General features: G+C 63.4%; 21 protein-coding genes. 12 read left to right on the plus strand and 9 right to left on the minus strand.

Features of this window, described 5'->3' with window-relative positions; translation table 11 throughout:
• Window positions 1-37: 37 nt before the first annotated feature.
• The 5 genes from PXK01_RS18970 (at window position 38) to PXK01_RS18990 (ending at window position 4237) form a co-directional block, all read left to right on the plus strand.
• Complete coding sequence (locus PXK01_RS18970; RefSeq protein ID WP_274861282.1) at window positions 38-1120, plus strand: ABC transporter permease; 1083 nt, start codon at window positions 38-40, stop codon at window positions 1118-1120.
• The gene (locus PXK01_RS18975) at window positions 1120-1440 is read left to right on the plus strand and encodes a hypothetical protein (protein WP_274848606.1); all 321 of its coding nucleotides are present in this window, start codon (window positions 1120-1122) and stop codon (window positions 1438-1440) included. Before PXK01_RS18970 ends, PXK01_RS18975 begins: the two co-directional genes overlap by 1 nt.
• A complete protein-coding gene (locus tag PXK01_RS18980; RefSeq protein ID WP_274861285.1) occupies window positions 1441-2361 on the plus strand; it encodes an ABC transporter permease in 921 nt (306 codons plus the stop codon). It abuts the gene before it with no gap.
• Between the two features lie 72 nt (window positions 2362-2433).
• Window positions 2434-3507, plus strand: a complete 1074-nt coding sequence (locus PXK01_RS18985) for a BMP family ABC transporter substrate-binding protein (protein ID WP_274861287.1) — start codon at window positions 2434-2436, stop codon at window positions 3505-3507.
• Window positions 3508-3682: 175 nt separating this feature from the next.
• The gene (locus tag PXK01_RS18990) at window positions 3683-4237 is read left to right on the plus strand and encodes a hypothetical protein (protein ID WP_274861289.1); all 555 of its coding nucleotides are present in this window, start codon (window positions 3683-3685) and stop codon (window positions 4235-4237) included.
• 13 nt (window positions 4238-4250) lie between these two features.
• On the opposite strand, the gene PXK01_RS18995 is transcribed toward PXK01_RS18990, so the two are convergent.
• Window positions 4251-4865, minus strand: coding sequence for a CDP-alcohol phosphatidyltransferase family protein (locus tag PXK01_RS18995; RefSeq protein WP_274861291.1), 615 nt, complete (start codon window positions 4863-4865; stop codon window positions 4251-4253).
• 119 nt (window positions 4866-4984) lie between these two features.
• Between PXK01_RS18995 and PXK01_RS19000 the strand changes: the two genes are divergently transcribed.
• The 5 genes from PXK01_RS19000 to PXK01_RS19020 all read left to right on the plus strand — a co-directional run bounded on the left by PXK01_RS19000 (window position 4985) and on the right by PXK01_RS19020 (window position 8734).
• Window positions 4985-5941, plus strand: a complete 957-nt coding sequence (locus tag PXK01_RS19000) for an aldo/keto reductase (protein WP_274861293.1) — start codon at window positions 4985-4987, stop codon at window positions 5939-5941.
• Window positions 5938-7014, plus strand: a complete 1077-nt coding sequence (locus tag PXK01_RS19005; RefSeq protein ID WP_274861296.1) for an NAD(P)/FAD-dependent oxidoreductase — start codon at window positions 5938-5940, stop codon at window positions 7012-7014. Before PXK01_RS19000 ends, PXK01_RS19005 begins: the two co-directional genes overlap by 4 nt.
• Window positions 7014-7670, plus strand: coding sequence for a DUF938 domain-containing protein (locus PXK01_RS19010; RefSeq protein WP_274861298.1), 657 nt, complete (start codon window positions 7014-7016; stop codon window positions 7668-7670). Before PXK01_RS19005 ends, PXK01_RS19010 begins: the two co-directional genes overlap by 1 nt.
• 74 nt (window positions 7671-7744) lie before the next feature.
• Window positions 7745-8083 carry a carboxymuconolactone decarboxylase family protein gene (locus tag PXK01_RS19015; protein ID WP_274848599.1) on the plus strand — a complete coding sequence of 113 codons (339 nt, stop codon included), beginning with the start codon at window positions 7745-7747 and terminating at the stop codon, window positions 8081-8083.
• A 60-nt stretch (window positions 8084-8143) separates the two neighbouring features.
• Complete coding sequence (locus PXK01_RS19020; RefSeq protein ID WP_274861300.1) at window positions 8144-8734, plus strand: HD domain-containing protein; 591 nt, start codon at window positions 8144-8146, stop codon at window positions 8732-8734.
• Between the two features lie 6 nt (window positions 8735-8740).
• Here PXK01_RS19020 and PXK01_RS19025 read toward each other — a convergent pair whose 3' ends face one another.
• The 6 genes from PXK01_RS19025 to PXK01_RS19050 all read right to left on the minus strand — a co-directional run bounded on the left by PXK01_RS19025 (window position 8741) and on the right by PXK01_RS19050 (window position 17016).
• Window positions 8741-9472, minus strand: a complete 732-nt coding sequence (locus PXK01_RS19025) for an LrgB family protein (protein WP_274861302.1) — start codon at window positions 9470-9472, stop codon at window positions 8741-8743.
• Window positions 9465-9824, minus strand: a complete 360-nt coding sequence (locus tag PXK01_RS19030) for a CidA/LrgA family protein (protein WP_274848595.1) — start codon at window positions 9822-9824, stop codon at window positions 9465-9467. The genes PXK01_RS19025 and PXK01_RS19030 overlap by 8 nt, the downstream gene beginning before the upstream one ends.
• 122 nt (window positions 9825-9946) lie before the next feature.
• Window positions 9947-12457: a GcvT family protein gene (locus tag PXK01_RS19035; protein ID WP_274861304.1), complete on the minus strand. Its 2511-nt coding sequence runs from the start codon at window positions 12455-12457 to the stop codon at window positions 9947-9949.
• A gap of 225 nt (window positions 12458-12682) precedes the next feature.
• Complete coding sequence (locus PXK01_RS19040; protein ID WP_274861305.1) at window positions 12683-14086, minus strand: FAD-binding oxidoreductase; 1404 nt, start codon at window positions 14084-14086, stop codon at window positions 12683-12685.
• 98 nt (window positions 14087-14184) lie between these two features.
• Window positions 14185-15975 (minus strand): gamma-glutamyltransferase, encoded by a 1791-nt coding sequence (gene ggt / locus PXK01_RS19045; RefSeq protein WP_274861306.1) that lies wholly within the window; start codon window positions 15973-15975, stop codon window positions 14185-14187.
• A 54-nt stretch (window positions 15976-16029) separates the two neighbouring features.
• Window positions 16030-17016, minus strand: coding sequence for a 2-hydroxyacid dehydrogenase (locus tag PXK01_RS19050; protein ID WP_274848590.1), 987 nt, complete (start codon window positions 17014-17016; stop codon window positions 16030-16032).
• A 203-nt stretch (window positions 17017-17219) separates the two neighbouring features.
• Between PXK01_RS19050 and PXK01_RS19055 the strand changes: the two genes are divergently transcribed.
• Window positions 17220-17729 (plus strand): SH3 domain-containing protein, encoded by a 510-nt coding sequence (locus tag PXK01_RS19055; protein WP_274848589.1) that lies wholly within the window; start codon window positions 17220-17222, stop codon window positions 17727-17729.
• Between the two features lie 12 nt (window positions 17730-17741).
• On the opposite strand, the gene PXK01_RS19060 is transcribed toward PXK01_RS19055, so the two are convergent.
• Window positions 17742-20375, minus strand: a complete 2634-nt coding sequence (locus PXK01_RS19060; RefSeq protein WP_274861307.1) for an AAA family ATPase — start codon at window positions 20373-20375, stop codon at window positions 17742-17744.
• On the minus strand, window positions 20372-21529 hold the full coding sequence (locus tag PXK01_RS19065; RefSeq protein ID WP_274861308.1) for a metallophosphoesterase family protein: 1158 nt from the start codon (window positions 21527-21529) through the stop codon (window positions 20372-20374). The genes PXK01_RS19060 and PXK01_RS19065 overlap by 4 nt, the downstream gene beginning before the upstream one ends.
• A gap of 441 nt (window positions 21530-21970) precedes the next feature.
• Here PXK01_RS19065 and PXK01_RS19070 point away from each other — a divergent pair, with 441 nt between their 5' ends.
• Complete coding sequence (locus PXK01_RS19070; protein ID WP_274861309.1) at window positions 21971-24187, plus strand: NADP-dependent isocitrate dehydrogenase; 2217 nt, start codon at window positions 21971-21973, stop codon at window positions 24185-24187.
• The last annotated feature ends 226 nt before the right edge of the window (window positions 24188-24413 follow it).

The following is a 24413-nucleotide window of genomic DNA, read 5'->3' on the forward strand; positions in this document are numbered from 1 at the left end:
GCTGCCAGAATGTGACTATCAAGGAAGGGGCTGACACATGATCCGGCTTGAAAAACGCCCACAGCCCTCGCGCGCCTGGTCGATGGCGACGCCGCTGGTCGCGGTGCTGGCGACGATGATCGCAGGCGGGCTGTTGTTCGCCATCCTCGGCAAGGATCCGGTGGAGGCGATCCGCACCATCTTTTGGGAGCCGCTGTTTGGCGAATTCGCCTTCTACTACCGCCCGCAGCTTCTGATCAAAGGCGGGCCGCTGGTCTTGATCGCCATCGGCTTGTCCTTGGGCTTTCGCGCAGGCATCTGGAACATCGGCGCCGAAGGGCAATACATCATGGGCGCCCTCTTTGGCGCGGGCATGGGGCTGGCCTTCTACCCCCATGAGGCCTGGTATATCTTCCCGCTGATGGTCCTGGCGGGTGCCTTTGGCGGCTGGCTCTGGGCGATGATCCCGGCCCTTCTGAAGGTGCGTTTTGGCACCAATGAGATCCTGGTGTCGCTGATGCTGGTCTATGTGGCCGAGCAATTCCTGGCATCGATGTCATTGGGATTGCTGAAAAACCCCGAAGGGTTTGGATTTCCCGGCAGCCGCAACCTGCAGCAATATGAAAGCGCCCATAATGCCGATCTCATTGCCGGATCCGGCATGCATTGGGGCGTGGTTGCAGCATTTATCGCGGTGATCTTTACCTATGTGCTCTTGAACCGGCACATGCTGGGCTATCAGATCCGCCTGACTGGCGAAGCCCCGCGCGCCGCGCGGTTTGCCGGGGTGAAACCGGCCCGCCTGATCCTGTTCTGCCTTGGCGCATCGGGCATGCTGGCAGGCCTTGCGGGCATGTTCGAGGTCTCCGGGCCATCGGGCCAGGTCTCGATCGATTTCAACGTGGGCTACGGGTTCACCGCCATTATCGTCGCCTTCCTGGGCCGGTTGCATCCCGTGGGCATCCTGCTGGCGGGCGGGCTGATGGCGCTGACCTACATCGGCGGGGATATCGCCCAGTCGAACATGGGTCTGCCCTCGGCGGCGATCCAGGTCTTCCAGGGAATGCTTCTGTTCTTCCTTCTGGCGTTCGACCTTCTGACCAATTTTCGCCTGCGTCTAGGCAAGCCGGAGGTGGCGTGATGGAAGCGGCGGTTAGATCTATCAAGATGTGGGATGCGGAAGCCCAGAAGGAAGTCGTTCTCGAAGTCAGCCACGATGAAATGGATTCTTTGGAGCGAGACGTACGCGCTGACCCTGCCGTGATGTCTGCCTTAAAAGAGTACCAGGATCTTTGCGAAACTTCGCGCGCCGAGGGTGAGACTTCTTCGCCGGAGCCACCGGCTAGCATGGGCATATTCTGGCGGTTGTTGCAGTCCCACAACCCAATTTGGCCGGGAACGATGGGCAACGAGATTCGGCGAGAAATCGAAACGCGAGTTTTCAAGGGGCAGGACACGTAAATGGATCTTTCTGCAATCAATCCGGTCCTCCTGATCGCCTCTCTGATGGTGGCGGCCACGCCCCTGTTGCTGGCCGCCGTGGGCGAGCTGGTGGTGGAGAAATCAGGCGTTCTGAACCTTGGCGTCGAAGGCATGATGATCACGGGCGCCATCGCGGGCTTTGCCACTGCGGTGGAAAGCGGCTCGCCGCTCCTAGGCTTTGTCGTGGCGGCCATTGCCGGCGCGGCGCTGTCGACGCTCTTTGCGATCCTCACCCAGTTTGCCCAGGCCAATCAGGTTGCCTCGGGCCTGTCGCTGACGCTTTTTGGTCTGGGTCTCTCGGCGCTGATGGGCCAGTCCTATGTGGGGATCAAGCCACCGCAGATGCAGGACATCCATATCCCCGTCCTCAGCGATCTGCCCGTGGTGGGGCCGATCCTGTTTGGTCATGACATCATCCTCTATTTCGGGATCGCTCTGATCGCGGCCGTCTGGGCGGTGTTGAAGTATTCCCGCGTCGGGTTGATCCTGCGCGCGGTGGGGGAAAACCACGATGCGGCCCATGCGCTGGGATACAAAGTCGTGCGCATCCGCATCCTCGCGATCCTGTTCGGTGGCGCCTGCGCGGGCATGGGCGGGGCCTATATCAGCCTGATCCGCGTGCCCCAGTGGACCGAAGGCATGACTGCAGGCATCGGCTGGATCGCCCTGGCGCTGGTGGTCTTTGCCAGCTGGAAACCCTGGCGTGTGCTGCTGGGCGCCTATCTTTTTGGCGGCGTCACCGTAGTGCAGCTTAATCTGCAGGCAGCAGGCGTTGCCATTCCGGTGGAGTATCTGGCAATGTCGCCCTATCTGATCACCATTGTGGTGCTTGTCATCCTCTCGGCTGATAAGAGCAGCGCACCGGCTGCCCTTGGTCGCAATTTCCACGCCTCCCGTTAGCATCTGACGGAAGGCCAAACACCCTGCCCGGTTGCCCGGGCACAATAGTAACAAACACGGGGGATCCCTTTGATGAAACTGACGAAACTTCTGACCGGCGCCGCCATGGCCCTGGGCCTGGCCACCAGCGCCATGGCCGCAGACAAGACCAAGGTGGGCTTTGTCTATGTTGGCCCCGTCGGCGACGGCGGCTGGACCTATGAGCACGACCAGGGCCGCAAGGCCGTGGTTGCGGAATTTGGCGACAAGGTCGAAACCGTCTATGTTGAAAACGTCGCCGAAGGCCCCGACGCCGAGCGCGTGATCACCCAGATGGCCCTGCAGGGCGCTGACCTGATCTTCACCACCTCCTTCGGCTACATGGACCCGACCATCAACGTCGCCAAGAAGTTCCCGAACGTGAAGTTCGAGCACGCCACCGGCTACAAGCGCGCCGACAACGTCTCGACCTATTCCGCCCGCTTCTATGAAGGCCGCGCCGTTCAGGGCACCATCGCGGGCCACATGACCAAGTCGAACATCGTGGGCTACATCGGCTCCTACCCGATCCCCGAAGTGATTCGCGGCATCAACTCGGCCTATATCCACGCCAAGAAAGTGAACCCCGACGTGCAGTTCAAGATCGTCTGGGCCTTCACCTGGTTTGACCCGGCGAAAGAGGCCGACGCCGCCAAGGTTCTGATCGAACAGGGTGCTGACGTGATCCTGCAGCACACCGACTCCACCGCGCCCCAGGCCGCCGCACAGGCTGCTGGCAACGTGATCACCTTTGGTCAGGCGTCTGATATGGCCGAATACGGCCCGCTGCCGCGCGTCTCTTCGATCATCGACAACTGGGCGCCCTACTACATCGCCCGCACCAAGGCCGTGATGGACGGCACCTGGACCAGCGTTGACACCTGGGATGGCATCGCCCCCGGCATGGTCGGCATCGGTGAAATCTCCGACGCGGTTCCGGCCGATGTCAAAGCCGCAGCGCTGGCGATCAAAGACTCCATCGCGGACGGCTCCTACCACCCGTTCACCGGCCCGATCAACAAGCAGGACGGCTCGGCCTGGCTGGCAGAGGGCGAGACCGCCGATGACGGAACCCTGGCGGGCATGAACTTCTTTGTCGAAGGCATCGAAGGCGACATCCCGCAGTAAGCGGCTTGCCCATTGCAATACGGAAAGGCCCGCCAATTCGGCGGGCCTTTTCTATTGGACACCTTCGGATCGGCTGAGCCGGTTTGCACGGCGATCTTTTTACAACGCCTCCAGCCCCTGAAAGGCGAGCCAATGTGGGTTTGCATCATCGCTCAACTGAAACTAGCATCTCACTATGGAAACCAGACCAATAGAAAACTTCTTCGAAACTGATGCCGGGCAACACGCAAGCAAAGCCAAACAATATCTTGAAGGCTCCTTGGTGCTAGATGCGGCACAGCGGGAAAAAGGAAAGATACTCTTCCTCCCTACGCTCGCACTTGCAGGCCATGGTCTGGAGTTGATGCTCAAGGCCTGCATTCTATGGAATAATGGAACAGTGGAAACAAAAGGTCGCAATGGGCACAAGATAGTCACAATGTGGAACAAGAGCGAATGCACCCCTGTACGGTGCCAAATGCGGTCTATCGCAATAAGGGTTGCAGATCTGGATCGTCAGAGCGGGCTTTATTCAGATGTTCCGAAAACCGAAGAAATACCAGACTTGATAGACGACCATGTGACTGCCCTTGGGGGTCTTCATGGGCAAAAGGACTATCCTCTTCGATATCCATCGAACCCAAACCAGAAGGGACCTTGCACTCCCTTATTGGTAAGAACACTTTGGGAAACAGCGGACACATTTGTAAAACGACCGAGCGAATTCCTACTCGTCGGCTGTTCCCAATAAGTGCACAGCAAAACTACGAACCGGGCGCAAACACCCGATAGGCCAACAGCACCCGCGATCCAGCCGTGACGAAACACAAGGCCCCGAACACCCAGGCCATCGGCGCGAACGCTCCCGGAAACAGGCAGAGCGCCACGAAGAAGCCAATCGTCTCGGCCCCTTCCAAGAGCCCTCCGGTGAAGTAGAGCGTTTTGACGCCGCGCGCGCTGCTGGTCATCTTGTGCCGCTCCGCGAGGACGGAATAGCCAAGAAAGCTGGCGCCATTGACGTAGAAGGACGTGAGCAGGAATGCCCCCGCCACTCCGTTGGCTGCAGGATCCGCCAGCACAAAGCCCAGCGGCACCGCGCCGTAGAACAGGAAATCACAGGTGATATCGAGATAGCCGCCAAACCCCGTCGGAGCACTTGCCCGCGCCACGGCTCCGTCCAGCCCATCGGCCAGGCGCGACAACAACAGCGGGACCAGAGCCCAGCCAAACACCCCCAGCGCAATAAGCGCGGCGGACAGAAGACCAAGTGCCAGCCCCACCAGCGTCACCTGATTGGCCGTGATGCCCCAGCGCGCAATCACCCGGCCCTGGGCATTGAGGGCGGGGTCGATCAGGGGGCGGATGCGGGCATCGAACATGGGATCTTTGTGCCCTGCAATGGCGCCGCGCTCCAGTCACAATCGCGCGGGCCGGGGAATCGTGCGAGCGCGCCATCTTGGCTCTTTTCCCTGTTACACGGACGTGGCAGGTTCTGCCCATGACACGCACCCTGACCACCCCCGATCACACACCCGTTAGCCGTTTTGCCTTTGGCACCATGCAGTTCGGAGGCCGCGCGGATGAGGCGCAATCGGCCGAGATGTATGCCGCCTGCCGCGCCGCCGGGATCAGCCATTTCGACACCGCCTGGGTCTATACCGAGGGCACCAGCGAGACCATTCTGGGCAAGCTGATCAAGGGCGAGCGGGAAAAGCTGCTGATCGCCACCAAGGTGGGTTACACGGGCGGTGCGGGTGCCGCCAATATGCGCGCGCAGTTCGACACAAGCCGGGCGCGGCTGGACCTTGATATGGTCGATGTTCTGTATCTTCATCGCTTTGATCCCAACACCGACCTGCGTGAAACGCTTGAATGCTTTGCCACCCTGAAACAGCAGGGGCAGATTCGCTATGTGGGCCTGTCGAACTTTGCCGCCTGGCAGGTGGTGAAGGCACAGATGATCGGCGCCGAATTCGATCTGAAGGTGGATATCCTGCAGCCGATGTATTCCCTGGTGAAACGCCAGGTGGAGGTGGAGATCCTGCCCATGTGCGCCGACCAAAGCATTGCCATTGCGCCCTACTCCCCCCTGGGCGGCGGGTTGCTGACCGGGAAATATGCAGCAGGCGGCGGTGAGGGCCGCCTGAAGGACGATCCCCGCTACAACAGCCGCTACGGGCAGGACTGGATGCATCAGGCCGCCGCCGATCTGGCGACCCTCGCGCAGGAGATCGGCACCGATCCCGCAACGCTGGCCGTGGCCTGGGCCGCAGCCCATCCTTCGGCACCCATGCCGATCATCTCGGGCCGCACGGCGCAGCAGTTGGCGCCCTCACTTGCCGCCATGACCTTCGAGATGACACCGGATCTCTATGATCGGGTTTCGGCGCTCAGCCCGCGCCCGGCCCCCGCCACCGACCGGCTGGAGGAACAGGACGAAGGCAGCGCGGCATGAGCGATTTCATCGTCATCGGCGGCGGCATTGCGGGCATCAGCGCCGCTGCACGCTTGTCGGATCTTGGCACGGTGACGGTGCTGGAGGCGGAAGAGGCGCTTGGCTATCACGCCTCGGGGCGCTCTGCCGCGATGTTCGAGGAAAACTACGGCAACCCGGCCATCGTGGCCCTCAACAAGGTCAGTGCCGACTATCATTTCCACGCCAATGGCGGATATCTGACGCCGCGCGGCTTCATGCTGGTGGCGGGCCCCGGCGAAGAGGCGCAATTTGCTGCCGACGTGACCGAACTGGGCCTGCACCCCATCGAGATTGAGGACGCTTACGCACGGGTTCCGATCCTGAAGCCTGAGACCGTCACCCTGGCGGCCCTGCACGAGGACGCACAGGATCTCGATACCGACCGCATGATCCAGGATTTCGCCCGCGTCGTGCGTGGCGCCAGCGGCAAGGTTGTGACGAAGGCCGAAGTCACCGCGATCCGACATACCGGCGCAGGCTGGCAGGTCACGGCAGGCGGTGAGGTCTATGCCGCCAAGCAACTGGTCAATGCCGCAGGTGCCTGGGTGGACCGTATCGCAGCCCTGGCCGGGATAGCGCCCATCGGGATCACTCCCAAACGCCGATCGATGGCGCGGCTGCCTGCACCGGGCGGTCATGATGTCTCCACCTGGCCGATGCTGATGGGCGTCGGGGAAGGCTGGTATGCCAAACCCGATGCGGGCAAGCTTCTGGTCTCCCCCGCCGATGCAGATCCGGTCGAACCCCATGATGCCTTTGCCGACGATATGGTTCTTGCCGAAGGGCTGGCCCGTTACGAGGAGAAGGTGACCGAGCCGGTGACCCGCGTCGAAAGCAACTGGGCAGGCCTGCGCAGTTTCGTGCGCGATGGGGCGCTGGTTCTGGGCCCGGATCCCGCACGCCCCGATTTCATCTGGTGCGCGGCGCAGGGCGGCTATGGATTTCAGACCGCGCCTGCCGCCTCGCGCCTGATCGCCGATCTGATCGGTGGTCGCCCGTCAGAACTTGACCGCGAGACCATCGCGGCACTCTCACCCGAAAGGCTGCGCTGATGCCCATTCGCTCTGTCCCCGGCTTTGCCTCTGTCGCCACACCCGAAGGGGGTAAGCTCTATGCCCCCTCCGCCGCGCGCAACCTGGAACCGCTCTGCGATCTTCTGGAGGATATCGCACCGCCATCAGGCCGGGCGCTGGAGATCGCCAGCGGCACCGGCCAGCATGTCATCGCCTATGCCGCGCGCCTGCCCGGCCTCATCTGGCAGCCAAGCGAGGTGGACGCCACCCGCCGCACCAGCATTGATGCCCATGCCTCTGACACGGCACTGGACAATATCCGGCCTGCGCTGGAGCTGGATGCCACCGCCCCCGGATGGGCGCAGAGTGTTGAGCCCGTCGATTTCATCGTCCTGTCGAACCTCTTGCATCTCATCACCGAAGATGACGCAAAGACCCTGATCCGCGAGGCCGCCCGCGCCCTGAAACCATCGGGAAAGCTCTGCATCTATGGCCCCTTCATGCGGGCAGAGGAGCTGACCAGCGAGGGCGACCGTGCCTTCCATGCCTCCCTCATCGCCCATGATCCGGAAATCGGCTACAAGGACGATTTCGACACCATCGACTGGCTGCAGAATGCGGGCCTCGACATGAGCGATGTGATCGAGATGCCCGCCAACAATCTGGCATTGGTGGCGCAAAAACCGGATTTCTGACCCAGATCAAGGCCGCCTGCCCCGGGCCGTCCTACTCCTTCGAAAAATCGAATATGAAACGCGAAGGACGACCGATGAACTGGACCGAAAAACTGAACAAGACCCGCACCGGGCTGCGCAACCTGAACCAGGCGATCCCCGACACGGCGCAGGCCTTTGGCGCGCTGGGGAAGGCGGTGAAACAGGGCGGAACGCTGGAATTCAAGCAGAAGGAATTCGTGGCTCTGGGCATCGCGGTGGCCCTGCGCTGCGAGGATTGCATCGGCCTGCATGTGGAAACACTGATCAAGGCTGGTGCCAGTCGCGAGGAAGTCGCCGATGTGCTGGCCATGTCAATCCAGATGGGCGGCGGCCCCTCGATGATGTATGCCGCCAAGGCGATGACCTGCTTTGACGAGCTGACAGCGGGATAATCGCTGACAGAGCAAAACAGAGTGGCTAGGCTTCCCGAAACTCCAAACGGGGAGCCTGCCATGAAAGATGAACGTCACACGCCCACCTGGACCAGTTTTGAAGAGGCCGGAAAGGCCGACTGGGACGCGGTCATGGCGTATGAGGAGGCTTACAACGCCGCCCTGCCCGACCGCATCCTGGATGCGATCCGCTCGCTGGATGAGGACTGGACGCCCTATCCGGTGAACCGCTACCAGCACTGCCTGCAGGCGGCGACCCGCGCCCATGCCGATGGCGCAGATGACGAGATCATTGTCGCCGCCCTGGTGCATGACGTGGGCGATATCCTGTCGCCCTACAATCACGGCGAACTGGCTGCGGCGATGATGAAACCCTATGTGAGCGAGCGCACCTGGTGGATCCTGAAACACCACTGCATCTTTCAGGGCTACTACTACAACCACCACCTTGGCGGCGACCGCCACGCGCGCGACAAATACCGCGACAGCCCCTATTGGGAGGACTGCCGCAAGTTCTGTCACGACTACGATCAATGCGCCTTTGACCCGGACTATCCGACCAAACCCTTGGAGTTTTTCGAGCCGATCCTGCGCCGGGTATTGGCGCGCGGCGGTGGTCACATGGAGCTGAACGAAACCCGCGACGGCTGACGCGGGTCAGCTGCCCAGGAGCCAGACCACTCCGCCCCAGATCATCGGCAACAACAGCGCTGTCGCAAGCGCATTGAGGCCCATGGCAAGGCCGGAAAACGCGCCCGCGGTCTCATTCACCTGCAAGGCACGGGCGGTGCCGATCCCGTGGCTGGCGGTGCCGATCGCCAGCCCGCGCGCGCGCCAGTCGACCACGCCCATCAAGTCCAGCACCTTGGGCCCCAGCATGGCGCCAAGGATGCCGGTCACGATCACCAGAACCGCCGTCAGAGAGGGCAACCCGCCCAGCTTTTCGGCGATCCCCATGGCGACGGGCGCCGTCACCGATTTGGGTGCAAGCGAAGCCAGCACCGGCTCGGACCCGCCCAGCAGCCAGGCAACCAAGACCGCCGACAGGATCGCCGTCAGCGACCCCGCCAAAAGGCTCACGGCTATTGCCAGGGCCGACCGGCGCACCCGCTGCCATTGCCGGTACAGCGGCACCGCAAGGGCAACCGTGGCGGGCCCCAGCAGGAAATGCACGAACTGTGCGCCCTCGAAATAGGTGCCATAGTCCGTCTCCGTCAGCACCAGCACCGCCACCACGACCAGCACCGCCCCCAGCACCGGGTTGAGCAGCGGATTGCGCCCCATCTTCTCGAACAGGGCGCTCGCCAGTTGAAAGGCCGCCAAAGTCAGCGTCAGGTGAAACAGGGGCGATGCGCTGAGGTAGACCCAGGTGTCCTGCAGGCTATCCATCCCCCTTCTCCGCGCCTTCTCCCGTACCGAGCCATTGCATGAGCAGCCCAGTTACCGCGATGGTCACAAGCGTGGACACGACAAGCGCCAACCCCAGCGGCAACAGCGCCTCCCCCAACAGTTGGAAATGCAGGATCACGCCAGTGCCCGCAGGCACGAACAACAGCGACATGGAGCGCAGCAGACCATCCGCTGTCTGATCCAGCCGCTCCGGCACATGGCCGCGCAGCATCAGGAAGACAAGCAGGAACACCATGCCCAGCACCGGCCCCGGAACGGGAAGCATCAGCGCCCCGGTGATGAACTCCCCGGCCAGCTGGCAGACCAGGATCAATGTCAGATAGCCAAGCATGCCATCCCTCCCCCTTGGATGGCTCAACTGTTGCACCCTGTATCGCAGCAGACAAGCATCGGGTTCCAAACAGAAAGCCCCGGCGCAGGGACCGGGGCTTTGATCGGGTCTTCGAAGGTGGCCTAGCCGTCCTTGCGGATGGTCTCGTTCTTGGGGTCATAGGGGCTGTCGCAGGTCACGACCGCATCCCACAGCTTGTCCTGCATCTTGACCTTCACCTTGGTCCCTTCAACCGCAAGCTCTGGCGGCAGATAGCCCATGCCGATCGATTTCTCGAAGGCAACCGAATAGCCGCCCGAGGTCAGACGACCCAGCCGGGTCGTGCCATCCTCGGCATAGATTGCCTCACGGCCCCAGGGATCGGCGTCGGCAGGACCATCGATCAGCAGCGTGCAGCACTTGGCGCGGATGCCCTTCTCGACCATCGCAGCCTTGCCATGGAACTCCTTGGACAGATCGATGAAACGCGGCAGGTCCGCCTCGGCCGGGGTGGCGTCGCGGCCCAGCTCGGTGCCAAAGGCGCGATAGCTCTTCTCCTGACGCAGCCAGTTCTGGGCGCGGGCGCCGACCAGCTTCATCCCGTGCTTCTCGCCCGCCGTGTTCAGAAGATCCCAGAGGTAATTCTGCATCTCGATCGGGTGGTGCAGCTCCCAGCCGAGCTCACCGGTGTAGGCCACGCGGATCGCATTGACCGGGCACATGCCCAGTTCGATCTGACGCGCCGACAGCCAGGGGAAGCGTTTGTTGCTCAGTGCGGTGTCGGGATCGGCATCCACGATCACCTCTTTCAGCACATCGCGGGATTTCGGCCCTGCGATGGCAAAGACGCCCCACTGGGTGGTGACATCCTGGATCTCGATATAGCCGAACTCCTCCATCTTGTCCTCGGCCGCCTTGCGCAGGAAATCGGCGTCATATTCGGACCAGGCTCCGGCCGAGACCAGGTAGTAGGTGTTCTCGCCATTGCGCACGATGGTGTATTCGGTGCGGGTGGTGCCTGCCGAGGTCAGCGCGTAGGTCAGGTTGATGCGGCCCACTTTCGGCAGCTTGTTGCAGGTGAACCAATCGAGGAACTGCGTCGCACCGGGACCTTTGATCACATGTTTGGTAAAGGCGGTGGCGTCGATCAGGCCGACGCCTTCGCGGATCGCCTTGGCCTCTTCCACCGCATATTGCCACCAGCCGCCGCGACGGAAGGAGCGTGCCTCCTTGTCGAAATTGTCAGGCGCGTCGAGCGGGCCATAGTAGTTGGGGCGTTCCCAGCCGTTGACAAAGCCGAACTGCGCGCCGCGCGCCTTTTGCCGGTCATAGGCCGGGGCGGTGCGCAGGGGACGGCAGGCTTCGCGCTCTTCATCCGGGTGGTGCAGGATATAGACGTGCTCGTAGCATTCCTCGTTCTTGCGGGCGGCGAATTCCGTCGTCATCCAGTTCGAGGAATAACGCTTGGGATCCAGGCTCGCCATGTCGATCTCGGCCTCGCCATCGACCATCATCTGCGCCAGGTAATAGCCGGTGCCGCCCGCGGCGGTGATCCCGAAGGAGAAGCCCTCGGCCAGCCACATGTTGCGCAAGCCAGGTGCCGGGCCAACCAGCGGGTTGCCATCGGGGGTGTAGCAGATCGGGCCGTTGAAATCGTCCTTCAGGCCACTTTCGGCACAGGACGGCACGCGTTCGGCCATCGCCATGTACTGATCCGCGATCCGGTCCAGATCCAGCGGGAAGAGATCGGCGCGGAAGCTGTCCGGCACGCCGTGTTCGAAGCGTGCCGGCGCGCCATGCTCATAGATGCCCAGGATCCAGCCGCCACGTTCCTCGCGGGCATAGGATTCATTGTCGGCATCGCGCACGACGGGGTGTTCGGGGTTGCCCGCCGCGCGCCATTTGACCAGTTCGGGATCCTTGTCCATCACGATGAAGGTATGCTCAACAGGGATCGCGGGCATCTTGATGCCCAGCATCCTGGCGGTGCGTTGCGCGTGGTTTCCGGATGCGGTCACGACATGTTCGGCGGTGATCACCACCTGCTCGTCCAAGGGCACCAGGTTGCCGCCCTGCTCGACCATCTTGGTGCAGGTCACTTCCCAATGGGTGCCATTCCAGTGGAAGGCATCGGCCTGCATCTTGCGCACGATCTCGACGCCGCGCTGACGCGCGCCCTTGGCCATCGCCTGGGTCACATCGGCGGGGTTAATGTAGCCATCCTCGGTGTGGTAGATCGCGCCTTTCAGATCGCCGGTCTCGATCAGCGGCCAGCGCTCCTTGATCTGATCCGGGGTGAGCCACTCGTATTTCACATCGCAGGTCTCGGCGGTGGAGGCATAGAGCATGTATTCATCCATGCGTTCCTGCGTCTGCGCCATGCGCAGGTTGCCAACCACGGCAAAGCCCGCGTTGAGCCCGGTTTCCTCTTCCAGGGTCTTGTAGAAATCGACCGAGTATTTGTGGATATGGGTGGTCGCATAGGACATGTTGAAGAGCGGCAGCAGACCGGCAGCGTGCCAGGTGGAGCCGGAGGTCAGCTCGTCCCGCTCGATCAGCATCACATCGTCCCAGCCCGCCTTGGCCAGGTGATAGGCGATCGAGGTTCCGACGGCACCGCCGCCGACAACCAGTGCTTTGACTTGGGTTTTCATGTCCCGTTTCTCCGGAAGAAATGACTAGGCTTTTCCAATCATATGCCGGAAATCACGCAGGCAACGCCAAATCCATCCGACGCAAAAACCGACAAAACCGACCTTTCGCGTCACGGCGGAGGCAAAGCGGACCCCATAAGGGGGCAAGGGCAGGAGAAACGCACAGGGCGGCGCAGGTTTTGCCTGCACCGCCCCGCAGTGTCTTGGGGTTTCACCCCGCCAGAATCAATCGCTGAGGATCTTGCCGGGATTGAGGATATTGTCCGGGTCCAGCGCCGCCTTCACCGCCGCCATATATCGGGTCGCCGCGCCCAGCTCTTTGGTCAGATAGGGGCGTTTGCCCTGGCCGATACCGTGTTCGCCGGTGCAGGTCCCCTCCATCGAGATCGCCATGTCATTGAGCCAGCCGATGTAATCATCCGCCTTCTGGCGTTCCTCGGCGCTGTCCATATCAATGAGCAGAAGCGCGTGGAAATTGCCGTCGCCCACATGGCCCACCATCGGGGCCAGCAACCCCATCTCCTCGGCCTTGTCACGGGCGGCGCCGACGCATTCGGCAAGCCGCGAAATCGGCACGCAGACATCCGTTGACAGCCCCTTGGCGCCGGGGCGCAGGCCCAGCCCCGCCCAATACATGTCATGGCGCGCCTGCCACAGCTTGTTGCGCTCTTCCGCCGTCGAAGTCGCCTCGAAATCGAAGCCGCCGAATTCCTCCGCGATGGAGGAGAACATATCGGCCTGTTCGACCACGCCCGCCTCGGAGCCGTGGAATTCCAGCAGCAGAAGCGGCACCTCGGGCAGGTCCAGCTTGGAATAGGCATTGGCGGCCTGAACGCTCATCGCGTCCAGCATTTCGATGCGGGCGACCGGAATGCCGTATTGAATGGTCATCATCACCGCGCGGCAGGCATCATCGATGCTGCGGAAGGCGCATCGCGCCGAACGGATCGCCTCGGGGATGCCCTGCAAGCGCAGGGTGATCTCGGTGATCAGACCCAGGGTGCCTTCGGAGCCGACCATCAGCCGGGTCAGGTCATAACCGGCCGAAGATTTCTTGGCCCGCTGCGCGGTCCGGATCACCTCGCCATCGGCCATCACCACCTCAAGCGCGATCACATTGTCCCTCATGGTGCCATAGCGCACCGCATTGGTGCCCGAGGCCCGCGTCGCCGTCATGCCGCCGAGCGAGGCATTGGCACCGGGATCAATGGGGAAGAACAGGCCCTGGTCGCGCAGGAAGGTGTTGAGCTGCTCGCGCGTCACACCGGGCTGCACCACCACATCCAGATCCTCGGCATGGACGGCGAGGATCTTGTCCATCCGGCTCATGTCCACCGAGATACCGCCCGCAGGCGCGTTCACATGGCCTTCCAGCGAAGTGCCGGTGCCGAAGGGAATAACCGGCACGCCATATTGCGCACAGATCTTCACGACCTCTGACACCTCTTCAGTGGAGGTCGGAAAGACCACCGCATCGGGGATCTGGTTGTCGATCCAGGTGGTGGTATGGCCGTGCTGTTCGCGAATGGCCTGGCCGGTCTGCAAACGGTCTGCGAACTGCTGTTTCAACACGCCGATAGCGGCTTTGATCCCCGGCTCGTTGCGCGGCAGTGATGTGGCTTGCACCATGGCTGGTCCCTTCTCCTCCAAATGCGTGTTGTCATGTCAACACGAAGGACACTATACGGCCCCCGCGCCCATTTGCAAGCAGGCGCGGGGCAATGCGTTCATTCGCCCAGCGCGATGCCCTCGCGGCGCGGATCGGCACCGCCTTTCAATGTATCCCCGATCTCGATCGCATGCAGTCCCGAGGTCAGATCGCGCAGGTTGACCTTGTAGCCCATCGCCTCCAGCGGTTCGGCCAGGTCGGCAGCGGCGCTCCCGTTTTCCAGATCGTAGGTACCGAAGCGGTTCACCGCATGGGGCAAAGCGACCGCCTGTTGCACGTCCATGCCCCAATCGGCCCAGGCGATGATGGTCTTGGCCACATAGCCGATGATCCGACTGCCCCCGGGCGAGCCAACAGCCAGCACCGGCTTGTCCCCCTGCATCACGATCGTGGGCGCCATGGACGAGCGCGGCCGTTTGCCCGGCTCCAGCCGGTTGGCAATCGGCACCCCGTCACGATGGCTGCGGAAGGAGAAATCCGTCAGCTCGTTGTTCAGCAGGAAGCCGTTCGTCATCAGGCGCGATCCAAAGCCGTTCTCGATGGTGGTGGTCATCGACAGGACATTGCCATATCCATCCACGATGGAGATATGAGAGGTCGAGGGAAACTCGATCGAGGCGTCATCCGCCCAAAGCGCAGCCGCGCCCGCATGATCGAATTCCGGCGTCCCCGGCGCCACCTCCGGCAGCGCATCATCGCCCGCCAGCAGCTTGGCCCGTTCTGCCAGATAGGCGGGATCTACCAGGCCTTTGCTGGGCACAGGCACGTAATCGCTATCGGCCATGTAGCGCCCCCGGTCGGCAAAGGCGAGCCGCGAGGCATCGCCGATCAGCCGCCAGGCCTCGGGGTTTTCGGCACCCAAAGTGGCCAGATCATATTGCCCCAGCATCCCCAGGATCTGTCCCACGGTCAGCGCACCCGAAGAGGGCGGCCCCATACCGCAGACCTCGAAGGACCGGTATGCGGCGCAAACGGCAGGACGTTCCTTCACCTGATAGAGCGCCAGATCCATTTCGGACAACAGACCGGGGTTGCCTTGTGCCCCTGTCACCGTGCGCACGATCTCCGCCGCGATTGGCCCGGTGTAAAAGCCATCTGCCCCCTCGGCTGCCAGGGTCCGCAAGACCTCGGCATAGGCCGGGTTCACCAGCCTGTCACCGGGCTGCAGGGGCGCCCCACCGGGCAGGAAATAGTCAGCCGTTGCCGGATAGCGCGACAGCCGCTTGGCATCGCCTTCGATCAGCCCGGCCAGGCGCGGAGAGACAAGGAATCCATTGTCAGCCAGATCGATGCCCGCTTCAAACAGCGATGGCCAGTTGGCCCGCCCCCAGCGGCGATGGGCGACCTCCAAGAGCGCGGGCGTGCCGGGTGTGCCCACCGAACGCCCGCCGACCACCGCATCGTAGAATTTCAGCGGCGCGCCATGCTCGTCCTGGAACAGGCGCGGGGTCGCCGCCAAAGGGGCTGTTTCGCGCCCGTCCAGCGTGGTGATCTCACCGCTGGCGGCGTCATACCAGACCAGAAAGGCGCCACCGCCCAGCCCCGAGGATTGCGGCTCCACCAGTCCCAGAACCACCTGAACTGCCACCATGGCATCCGCCGCCGAGCCGCCCGCCCGCAGCACCTCGGCACCGGCGGCAACCGCATGGGGGTTGGCTGCAGCAATCATCCAGTCCCGGGCTTCGACGGACTGCCCCGCCTCCTTGGCGCGCAGCGCCGCGGCGACCTCGGGCGACAGGGCTTCAAAGCGACCCGCGGTGGCACTCTCCGGCGCAACCGTATCGGCGGCCTCCTGCGCCGCCGCAGCTCCGGCAGCAAGGGCGAATACGGCAATCACAATCGGCTTCATCGAATATCTCCTGATCAAAAATGCAAACGCGGGCCAATGGCCCGCGTCTAGGTCTCACAACATGGAGGGGATCACCTGATCCGGCGGACGGTGCCCGTCTTCGAATGTCTTGATGTTCAAGAGCACCTTCTCGCCCATCTCGATCCGCCCCTCGATGGTGGCCGATCCCATATGCGGCAACAGCACCACATTGGGCAGTTCGCGCAGGCGCGGATTGATGTCGGTGCCGTGTTCATAGACGTCAAGCCCCGCCCCCGCGATCTCACCCGCGCGCAGCATCCGGGTCAGCGCATGTTCGTCGATCACCTCGCCGCGCGAGGTGTTGATGATCACCGCATCGGGTTTCATCAGCTTCAAGCGCCGCGCGTTCATCAGATGAAAGGTCGAAGGCGTCGAGGGACAGTTGACCGAGATGACATCCATGCGCGCCACCATCTGATCGAGGCTCTCCCAATAGGTCGCTTCCAGCTCTTCCTCGATCTCGGGGCGCAGGCGGCGGCGGTTGTGGTAATGGATCTGCATGCCGAATGCCTTGGCCCGGCGGGCAACCGCCTGACCGATCCGCCCCATGCCCAGGATGCCAAGGCGCCGCCCGGCCAGCCGTCCGCCCAGCATCGCCGTGGGCGCCCAGCCTTCCCATTCGCCCTTTTGCATCAGAGCCAGCCCTTCGGGGATCCGCCGCACCACCGCCATGATCAGCGCCATGGTCATATCCGCCGTATCGTCGGTCAGAACCCCGGGGGTGTTGGAGACCAGAATGCCGCGCTGGCGCGCCGTGGAGACATCGATGTGATCGACACCGGCACCGTAGTTGGCGATCAGTTTCAGCCTGGATCCTGCCTGTGCCAGAAGACCGGCATCGATTGCATCTGTGACCGTCGGCACCAACACGTCGGCAGCCTGCATCGCCTCGGCCAGTTCGCTGCGGGTCATGGGCGTATCGTCACTGCGCAGCCGCACATTGAACAACTCACTCAACCGGGTTTCCACCGGTTCCGGCAACCGTCGCGTAACAACAACAGTCAGACGTTCTCTTACCACTTGCGCTCTCCCATGGCTTTTCAGTTCCAGCACCGCCATGGCATCGTGACGCAGGTTGCAGGCAGGCACAAGAACCCTTCCGCACCAACCGGTCCAAGTGACGCGGCATTCCGGTATTCCCCTCCGGAGCAACGAGGGATAAGACCGGATGAATGGATGGCCAGCGGGCCAGCGGATCGAGCATGAACAAGCAGGCGGTAGCGATGACGGCTTTGAATTTGCGTCCACTCTTGCTGGCCCTTGGTGCCATACTCGCATGTGCGTCCAGCCTGCAGGCCAGTGACGCGCGCGGCCCTGTCACCAACCTGCCGCTGCCGCGTTTCGTCTCGATGAAGGCCTCCGAGGCGAATGTGCGGCGCGGCCCCTCGCTGACGCACCGGATCGACTGGGTGTTCAAACGGCGCGGCATGCCCTTGAAGGTGACGGCGGAATACGGCCACTGGCGGCGGGTGAGCGACCATGACAATGCAGGCGGCTGGGTCCATTACACGCTGATTTCCGGCGTGCGCACCGTCCTGGTGCAGGAAGACATGCTGACCGTTCACTCCCGCCCGGATCCTGCATCTCCCGTCACCGCCGCCTTTGAACTTGGGGTCGTCGCCCGGCTTGGCAGCTGCATCATCGACTGGTGCGAGATCACCGCCGGCGGCTACAGCGGCTGGACCCCGAAGACCAAGATATGGGGCGTATTGCCCGACGAGATCCGCGAATAGCCCGTCCTGCGATCAGCCCCGGTCGGCTACGGGCCGGATGCTGAGCGGCGTGCCGCCAAGGCCGCGAAAGGCCTTTTGGCGGCAGGAGAAGACGATGATCTGCAGATCATCCGCCTGCAGGGTCAGCGCATCGAAGATCTTCTCGATCCGGGCATCATCCGTGTAGACGATGGCATCGTCCAGGATCACCGGCGCCGGGGTGCCCGCCCGTGCCAGCAATCGCGCAAAGGCCAGCCGCACCAAGAGGGCAACCTGTTCCTGGGCGCCGCCCGACAGGCTGTCAAAGCCGACCACCTCGCCGCCGCGCTGCAATTCGCTGGGCAGGATTTCATCGGCATCCACCGTGAGCTGTGCCTCGGGCCAGAGCATCCGCAACAGCGGGCGCAGCTCGGCCATGATCGGGCCCAGGTAGTGATCCTGCGCTTCCTTGCGGGCGCCTTCCAGGGCCGCCAGCAGCCGCCGCAGGACAGAGACCTCGAACTCCACCGCCTGAAGCCGCTTTTGCGCGCGGGCCAGCTGGTCTTCGGTATCGGCCAATTCCTCTTCCACAGCCGCGCTTGCATGGGCCGCGATACGGGTGTCCAGCACCGCCAAATCCCGCGCGATCTCCTGCCCCCGCTGACGGGCAGCCTCCAGCGCCGATCCTGCCCGCTGCAAGACAGCCTTGGCCTGGGCGAAATCGGGCGCGGCATGGCGCAGGGTCTCCTCGGCGGCCTTCGCCTCGGCCAGGGCCCGTTGCAACTGCGGCAACTGGGCCAGCAGCTCTGCGTGCAGCTCAGAGGCCCGATCCACCCCCAGTGCCGCCACCGCGCGCTCCAGCCGCTGCGCTGCGGCCTCGGCCCTGGCCCTTGCATTTTCTTCGACAAGGCGTGCATCTTCCGCAACCGCGCGCAGGGCCTCGTGATCGGATACAAGCTGGTCACAGGCGCGTTCCGCCGCCTGACAGGCCGCTTCGGCGCTGGCCTGATCCGGCAAAGGCGCCGCTTGGCCCGCCTCCGGACCGGTTTCACCCGTCTCGGGCAGCGCCGCCAGCTGCACCCGCAACGCCGCCAGCCCCTCGGGTGCCAGGGCGGCAAGCAGCGCTTCGGCCTCTTGCCGGTGCTGCCGGGCGGCCGCTCGGGCCTGATGCGCCCGGCGCGCCGCATCCACTTCATCGTATCCGGCACGCTGTAACGCAGCGGACAGCGCCTCTTGCGCCTGTTCCAGCGCATCCGCCCCGCCGACCTGGCCGGGGTGCACCTCTATTGCCGCGACACCCGGCACCAAGAGTTTCCCACCGTTGGGCAAGGGTAACCGCTGCCCTCCCGCAACCGTCTCTCCCCCAAAGAGAACACGAGGAACGCCAGCATCCGTGCCGCCATCCTCGTAGTGGACGGTCACCGCCGTGGCGGCAGCCTCCTGTGCCCGCTGCGCCAGGCCAAGGGCTTCGCGCGCGGCCTCGATCCGGCGCATCATGGCGTCATCCGGTCCGGTGTCGGCGGCCTGTTGCGCGCGCTCGATGGCCGCGGCCTGCAGCTGCGCTTTGTCCAGGCGGGCCTGCAGATCACGGCGCAGCCCCTCTGCCTGCGCCACCGAGGCCCGTTTCAAGACCGCATCCAATGTGGCGCGGGCCTCGCGGGCCTTGGTGCGGGCCGGGTTGAGCGCCTCAAACAGCTGCTGCAGCTCAGCTGCGTGGCGTTGATAGGCCTGGGCCGCATCCTGAACGGTGGCCTTGGCCTGATCCTGCTCGGCGCGGGCCGATTGAACTTCTTGCAGGCGGTCGCCCAGGCTTTGCAGCTTGCGCTGGTGGTTTTCCTGCAGGGTCTCCGCCAGTTTCACCGCATGGGCAGCCTGGGCCAACTGCTCATGGTGGTGTTTGGCAATCTCCATCGCAGCCTCTGCCGCCTGCAGCCGTGCCTCCAGCGCCGCACGCTCCTCGGGGTCGTTCAGGGCGGCCAGTTCACCGCGCAGGTCGCGCCGCTGATCAAGCAGCTGACGCAGCTCCTGCACCTGGGCTGTAAGCTGATCGCGGCGCTCCGACAACTCCAGCACATCCCGTTCGGCCAGATCCAGCGCACCCCCTTTCCGGGCGCCGCGCTTGGTCACCAATTGGTCGAGACTGTCCTGCACCCGCTGACAGATCGCATCCATGCGCTGCCCGCCGGTGACCATCCCGACCTCTCCGGCAACCGAGGACAGCAGATCGCGGCGGGCCTTCTCCGTCGTCTTAGCGTCTTCAAAAGAGGTCAGCCCCTGGCGCACCCAGAGCAGCCCCGAAGGCCCGCCGTCCTTGGGCAGCTTGATCAGCCCCTTCAGCCAGCTTTCAGCGGCATCGGCCTGATGCAGCAGGCGATCCTCCTGCCAGACGCGCACCTCGCCCTTGCCGGCGCTTCTGAAGAACTGTTTTGCAATCCTGTATCGATCCCCCTCATGGTCCACTTCGACCTCGATCCGTGGGTCTCCGCCCGCATGAGGCACCAGCGCGCGGATCTCCTTGTCCCAGGATTTGGCATCCTTGAAGAACAGCGCATGCAGCGCATCGAAGACGGTGGACTTGCCCTGTTCGTTGGGCGCCGACAGCACATTGAGACCGGGACCGATCCCGGCGATCTCGACCGGGTCGACAAAGCGGCGGATATTCTCAAGGCGGATCGCACGGATCTTCATCGGGGCTCTCCCGGCTCGCCCTCGTCCTGGCTATAGGCGAACAACCGGTTGAGCGCGGCGGCGGCCACCTGTCGCTCTGCCTCGGCCAGAGCCGGATCTTCGCAGGCGCGCATCAGATCCTCTGCCGCCACCCGCAGGGCGCCACCGCGACCGATCAGATCCAGATCCTCCACCTGATGTTCATCGCCAAGGTCGGACAGATCCAGATCCAGATGGCAGAACTCCGGCGCGTATCGCGCCACCTCCTGGCCAAGCGCAAGGCGCTGCGGCGGCGTCGCCCAGCCCACGGCCCGGATCCGCAAGAGGTGATAGCGCCAGTCGGACCGATCCGCTGGCAGAAGATCCTGGATCGCAGCCGCGATATCGGTGGTCGGCGTCAAATCCAGAGTGACCTCCTGCCAATGAAACTGGCCGACCTCCAGCGGCTGCACCTGCGGCGGCTGCCCCGCCCCTGCAATCTCGACCAGCAGGCACTGTCCGCGCCCGGCGTGTTTGAAGCGATCCGCCTCCGGGGTGCCGCTGTAATGGGTCCGCTCATTGACCTGCAAACGGCCGTGCCAGTCCCCCAGGGCGAGATAATCGAGCCCCGCCCGGCTGGCACGATTAGGGGCGATCGTCTCACCGGAGCCATCATTCGTGGTCTGGCTGGCGAACTCCAGCACGCCGCCATGGGCCAGCCCGATCCGCAGGCTGCCCGGATCACTGCTGCAATCATCCATCCAGGCGGTCAGATCCCGCCCCGCAAAGCGATGACTGCATGGTGCGGGCAACATCCGCACACCAGGCGCCATCTGAACCGGCTCCGGTTGCAGCAACAGGTGCACGTTTTCAGGGGCATGCGCCTGCAAGGCGGTCCACAGAGGTTCGGCTGCGGCACTATCGTGGTTGCCAGGAATGATCCACCACTCCAGCCCCTGCGCCGCCCCCATGGCAGCCAGGGCCTGGCGCTGCACCCGCTCCGAAGGGGTTTCCGTGTCGAACATATCCCCCGCGATCACCACATGCGCCGCATCCTGCGCCCGGGCCATCTCTGCCAATCTGAACAGCACCTCTTGCCGGGCTTGCTGGAGGGCCATCCGGGTCTCTTCGCCGAACTGCCCAAACCGCTTTCCCAGATGCAGATCGGAACTGTGCAGAAAGCGCAAGGAAGTCATCAGTGTCTCCGGACGGGCCTGGCCAGAAATGAAGGAAGGCCCCATGAGTGGCAGAGCCGACAGCGACGGTCAACGCCGCTCTGTGACCGCCGCGCCCCTGGCCTGCGCGATTCTATGCACCGCCCGACGGTCTTCGCTTCAAAGGCAGCCGGGACTGCTCTGCGGATCGAAACCACAGCGGGATTTGCGAAAACACCTGGATATTGAGCGGTTCCGGCCGATTTCCGCTTGAATTCGCACCATTGAAGGCACCCAGATTCCGTTAAAACCCCTGCAGGCAATTGCGCCTTTGGCGCTGTTGTTTTACACGGGGGGCGATATGCACGGCCAGACCCTCGATTGGCAGCCCCCCCACCGGGGAGCAATCATTAATTTGCGAGGGGCGCCCGGCCGCCGCCCAAAGTCAACAAAGCTTCCGATATCGCTGAAAGGTTGTGGAACATGACAGAAAACGCAAACCCCGACATTTTGTATACCATCGTAGACGAAGCGCCCGAGCTGGCATCGGCTTCTTTCCTGCCGATCATCCGCAAATTCGCTTCTGCCGCCGGTATCACCGTCGGGACCAAGGATATCTCGCTGGCCGGTCGCATCATCGCCACCTTCCCGGAAAACCTGACCGACGCGCAAAAGCAAAGCGACGATCTGGCCGCCCTGGGTGAACTGGTGAAAACCCCGGATGCAAATGTCATCAAGCTGCCTAACATCTCGGCTTCGGTGCCGCAGCTGACCGCCGCCATCGCCGAACTGCAGTCCCAAGGCTATGATATCCCGAACTATCCCGAGGATCCCCAGAGTGACGCGGAAAAAGAGATCCGCGCCCGCTATGACGGCATCAAGGGCTCGGCGGTGAACCCGGTCCTGCGCGAAGGCAACTCGGATCGTCGTTCGGCACGGGCGGTGAAGAACTACGCCCAGAACAACCCGCATTCCATGGGTGCATGGTCCGCCGACAGCAAGACCAAGGTCTCGTCGATGCCGGGCAATGACTTCTACGCCAACGAGAAATCCGCAACCATCACCGCCGCGCAAGCCGGTGACGCGAAGATCGAATTCGTCGGCAAGGACGGCGCTGTCACCGTGCTGAAGGACGGCTGGCCGCTGGAAGAAGGCACCGTTGCCGATGCCACCTTCATGTCCGCCAGGGCGCTGGCCTCCTTCCTGGCTGCAGCCATCGAGGACACCAAGGCAGACGGCACCATGTTCTCGCTGCACATGAAGGCCACCATGATGAAGGTCTCCGACCCGATCATCTTTGGCCACGCGGTCAAGGCCTGGCTCGGCCCGGTCTGGGACAAGCACGGCGAGGCGATCGTCGCCGCCGGTGGCTCGGCGAACTCGGGCCTTGGTGCGGTTCTGGCCGCCATTGAGACGCTGCCGAACGCCGCCGAGATCAAGGCTGAGATCGCAGCACTTGAGCGTCCTTCCATGTATATGGTGGACAGCGACAAGGGCATCACCAACCTGCATGTGCCCTCGGACGTGATCATCGACGCCTCCATGCCGGCCGTGATCCGCGCAGGCGGCAAGGGCTGGGATGAAACCGGCGCCAAGGGTGACACCAACTGCGTGATCCCCGATCGCTGCTATTCCACCGTCTATGACGAGACCATCAACTTCTTCAAAGCCAATGGCGCGTTGGACGTGACCAAGGCAGGCTCCGTCGCCAACGTCGGCCTGATGGCCCAGAAGGCCGAGGAATACGGCTCTCACCCGACCACATTCGAAGCCCCCGCCGATGGCGAGATCCGCATCGTTCTGGCCAATGGCGACACGCTGCATTCCCACGCGGTAGAGGCAGGCGACATCTGGCGCTCCTGCACCGTGAAGAAGGCCCCGATCGAGAACTGGATCCAGCTGGCGATGGACCGTCAGCGCCTGACCGGCTCCGAGGCGATCTTCTGGCTGGACGCAAACCGCGCCCATGACGCCGAGCTGATCAAATACGTCAAACCGGCGCTCGAAGCCGCTGGCGTTGCCGACAAGTTCCTGATCATGGCGCCGCGCGAAGCCACCCGTCAGAGCCTTGAGACCATCACCGCAGGCAAGGACAGCATCGCCATCACCGGCAACGTGCTGCGCGACTACCTGACCGACCTGTTCCCGATCCTGGAACTGGGCACCTCGGCCAAGATGCTGTCGATCGTGAAACTGATGCAGGGCGGCGGTCTGTTCGAAACCGGTGCCGGCGGTTCGGCCCCGAAACACGTGCAGCAGCTGGTCGAGCAGAACCACCTGCGCTGGGACTCGATGGGTGAGTTCTGCGCGTTGGGTGAAAGCCTGAGCTTCCTTGCCGACGTCAAGGGCAACGCCAAGGCGGGCGTGCTGGGTGCTGCGGCAGAGGTCGCGACCCAAGGCATCCTCGACAACAACCGCTCGCCCTCGCGCAAGGTCGGAGAGCCGGACAACCGCGACAGCCACTACTGGTTCGCCCGCTACTGGGCCGAAGCCCTGGCGGCGCAGTCCGACGACGCCGATCTGGCTGCCGAGTTCGCCCCTGTTGCCAAGGCCCTCGCCGAAGGCGAAGCGGCGATCCTGTCCGAACTGGCTGCAGCACAAGGACCGGCAGCAGACATCGGTGGCTACTATCGCCCCAGCGTCGAGCTGAAAGCCAAGGTCATGCGCCCATCGGCAACGCTGAACGCGATCATCGACTGATAGGGACGCCTATTGAAACAGGAAACGCCCGGCAGATCCTGCCGGGCGTTTCTTTTTTGACCTGTTGAATGCGCCGCATCGGCGGCAGGGCAACGACCCTATCGAACCGTTGCCCGTGGGCTTTCGCGCCGGATCAGAAATCCTGCCACTTGTCCAGGGCAGCGTTTCCGTCGGTGCCGGTTGCGGCGGCCGGGGTGACGTCGCTGAAATCCCAGTCGTCGTCGCC

Source organism: Phaeobacter sp. PT47_59 (assembly GCF_028890025.1).
Lineage (GTDB): Bacteria > Pseudomonadota > Alphaproteobacteria > Rhodobacterales > Rhodobacteraceae > Phycobacter.

What these genes read in the sequence shown, in the direction of transcription:
- PXK01_RS18970 (WP_274861282.1), top strand. Translation starts at nt 38, where the DNA reads ATGATCCGGCTTGAAAAACGCCCACAGCCCTCGCGCGCCTGGTCGATG.
- PXK01_RS18995 (WP_274861291.1), bottom strand. Translation starts at nt 4,865, where the DNA reads ATGTTCGATGCCCGCATCCGCCCCCTGATCGACCCCGCCCTCAATGCC.
- PXK01_RS18975 (WP_274848606.1), top strand. Translation starts at nt 1,120, where the DNA reads ATGGAAGCGGCGGTTAGATCTATCAAGATGTGGGATGCGGAAGCCCAG.
- PXK01_RS19000 (WP_274861293.1), top strand. Translation starts at nt 4,985, where the DNA reads ATGACACGCACCCTGACCACCCCCGATCACACACCCGTTAGCCGTTTT.
- PXK01_RS18990 (WP_274861289.1), top strand. Translation starts at nt 3,683, where the DNA reads ATGGAAACCAGACCAATAGAAAACTTCTTCGAAACTGATGCCGGGCAA.
- PXK01_RS19020 (WP_274861300.1), top strand. Translation starts at nt 8,144, where the DNA reads ATGAAAGATGAACGTCACACGCCCACCTGGACCAGTTTTGAAGAGGCC.
- PXK01_RS19040 (WP_274861305.1), bottom strand. Translation starts at nt 14,086, where the DNA reads ATGGTGCAAGCCACATCACTGCCGCGCAACGAGCCGGGGATCAAAGCC.
- PXK01_RS18980 (WP_274861285.1), top strand. Translation starts at nt 1,441, where the DNA reads ATGGATCTTTCTGCAATCAATCCGGTCCTCCTGATCGCCTCTCTGATG.
- PXK01_RS18985 (WP_274861287.1), top strand. Translation starts at nt 2,434, where the DNA reads ATGAAACTGACGAAACTTCTGACCGGCGCCGCCATGGCCCTGGGCCTG.
- PXK01_RS19035 (WP_274861304.1), bottom strand. Translation starts at nt 12,457, where the DNA reads ATGAAAACCCAAGTCAAAGCACTGGTTGTCGGCGGCGGTGCCGTCGGA.
- PXK01_RS19030 (WP_274848595.1), bottom strand. Translation starts at nt 9,824, where the DNA reads ATGCTTGGCTATCTGACATTGATCCTGGTCTGCCAGCTGGCCGGGGAG.
- PXK01_RS19055 (WP_274848589.1), top strand. Translation starts at nt 17,220, where the DNA reads ATGACGGCTTTGAATTTGCGTCCACTCTTGCTGGCCCTTGGTGCCATA.
- ggt (WP_274861306.1), bottom strand. Translation starts at nt 15,975, where the DNA reads ATGAAGCCGATTGTGATTGCCGTATTCGCCCTTGCTGCCGGAGCTGCG.
- PXK01_RS19060 (WP_274861307.1), bottom strand. Translation starts at nt 20,375, where the DNA reads ATGAAGATCCGTGCGATCCGCCTTGAGAATATCCGCCGCTTTGTCGAC.
- PXK01_RS19070 (WP_274861309.1), top strand. Translation starts at nt 21,971, where the DNA reads ATGACAGAAAACGCAAACCCCGACATTTTGTATACCATCGTAGACGAA.
- PXK01_RS19010 (WP_274861298.1), top strand. Translation starts at nt 7,014, where the DNA reads ATGCCCATTCGCTCTGTCCCCGGCTTTGCCTCTGTCGCCACACCCGAA.
- PXK01_RS19065 (WP_274861308.1), bottom strand. Translation starts at nt 21,529, where the DNA reads ATGACTTCCTTGCGCTTTCTGCACAGTTCCGATCTGCATCTGGGAAAG.
- PXK01_RS19005 (WP_274861296.1), top strand. Translation starts at nt 5,938, where the DNA reads ATGAGCGATTTCATCGTCATCGGCGGCGGCATTGCGGGCATCAGCGCC.
- PXK01_RS19025 (WP_274861302.1), bottom strand. Translation starts at nt 9,472, where the DNA reads ATGGATAGCCTGCAGGACACCTGGGTCTACCTCAGCGCATCGCCCCTG.
- PXK01_RS19015 (WP_274848599.1), top strand. Translation starts at nt 7,745, where the DNA reads ATGAACTGGACCGAAAAACTGAACAAGACCCGCACCGGGCTGCGCAAC.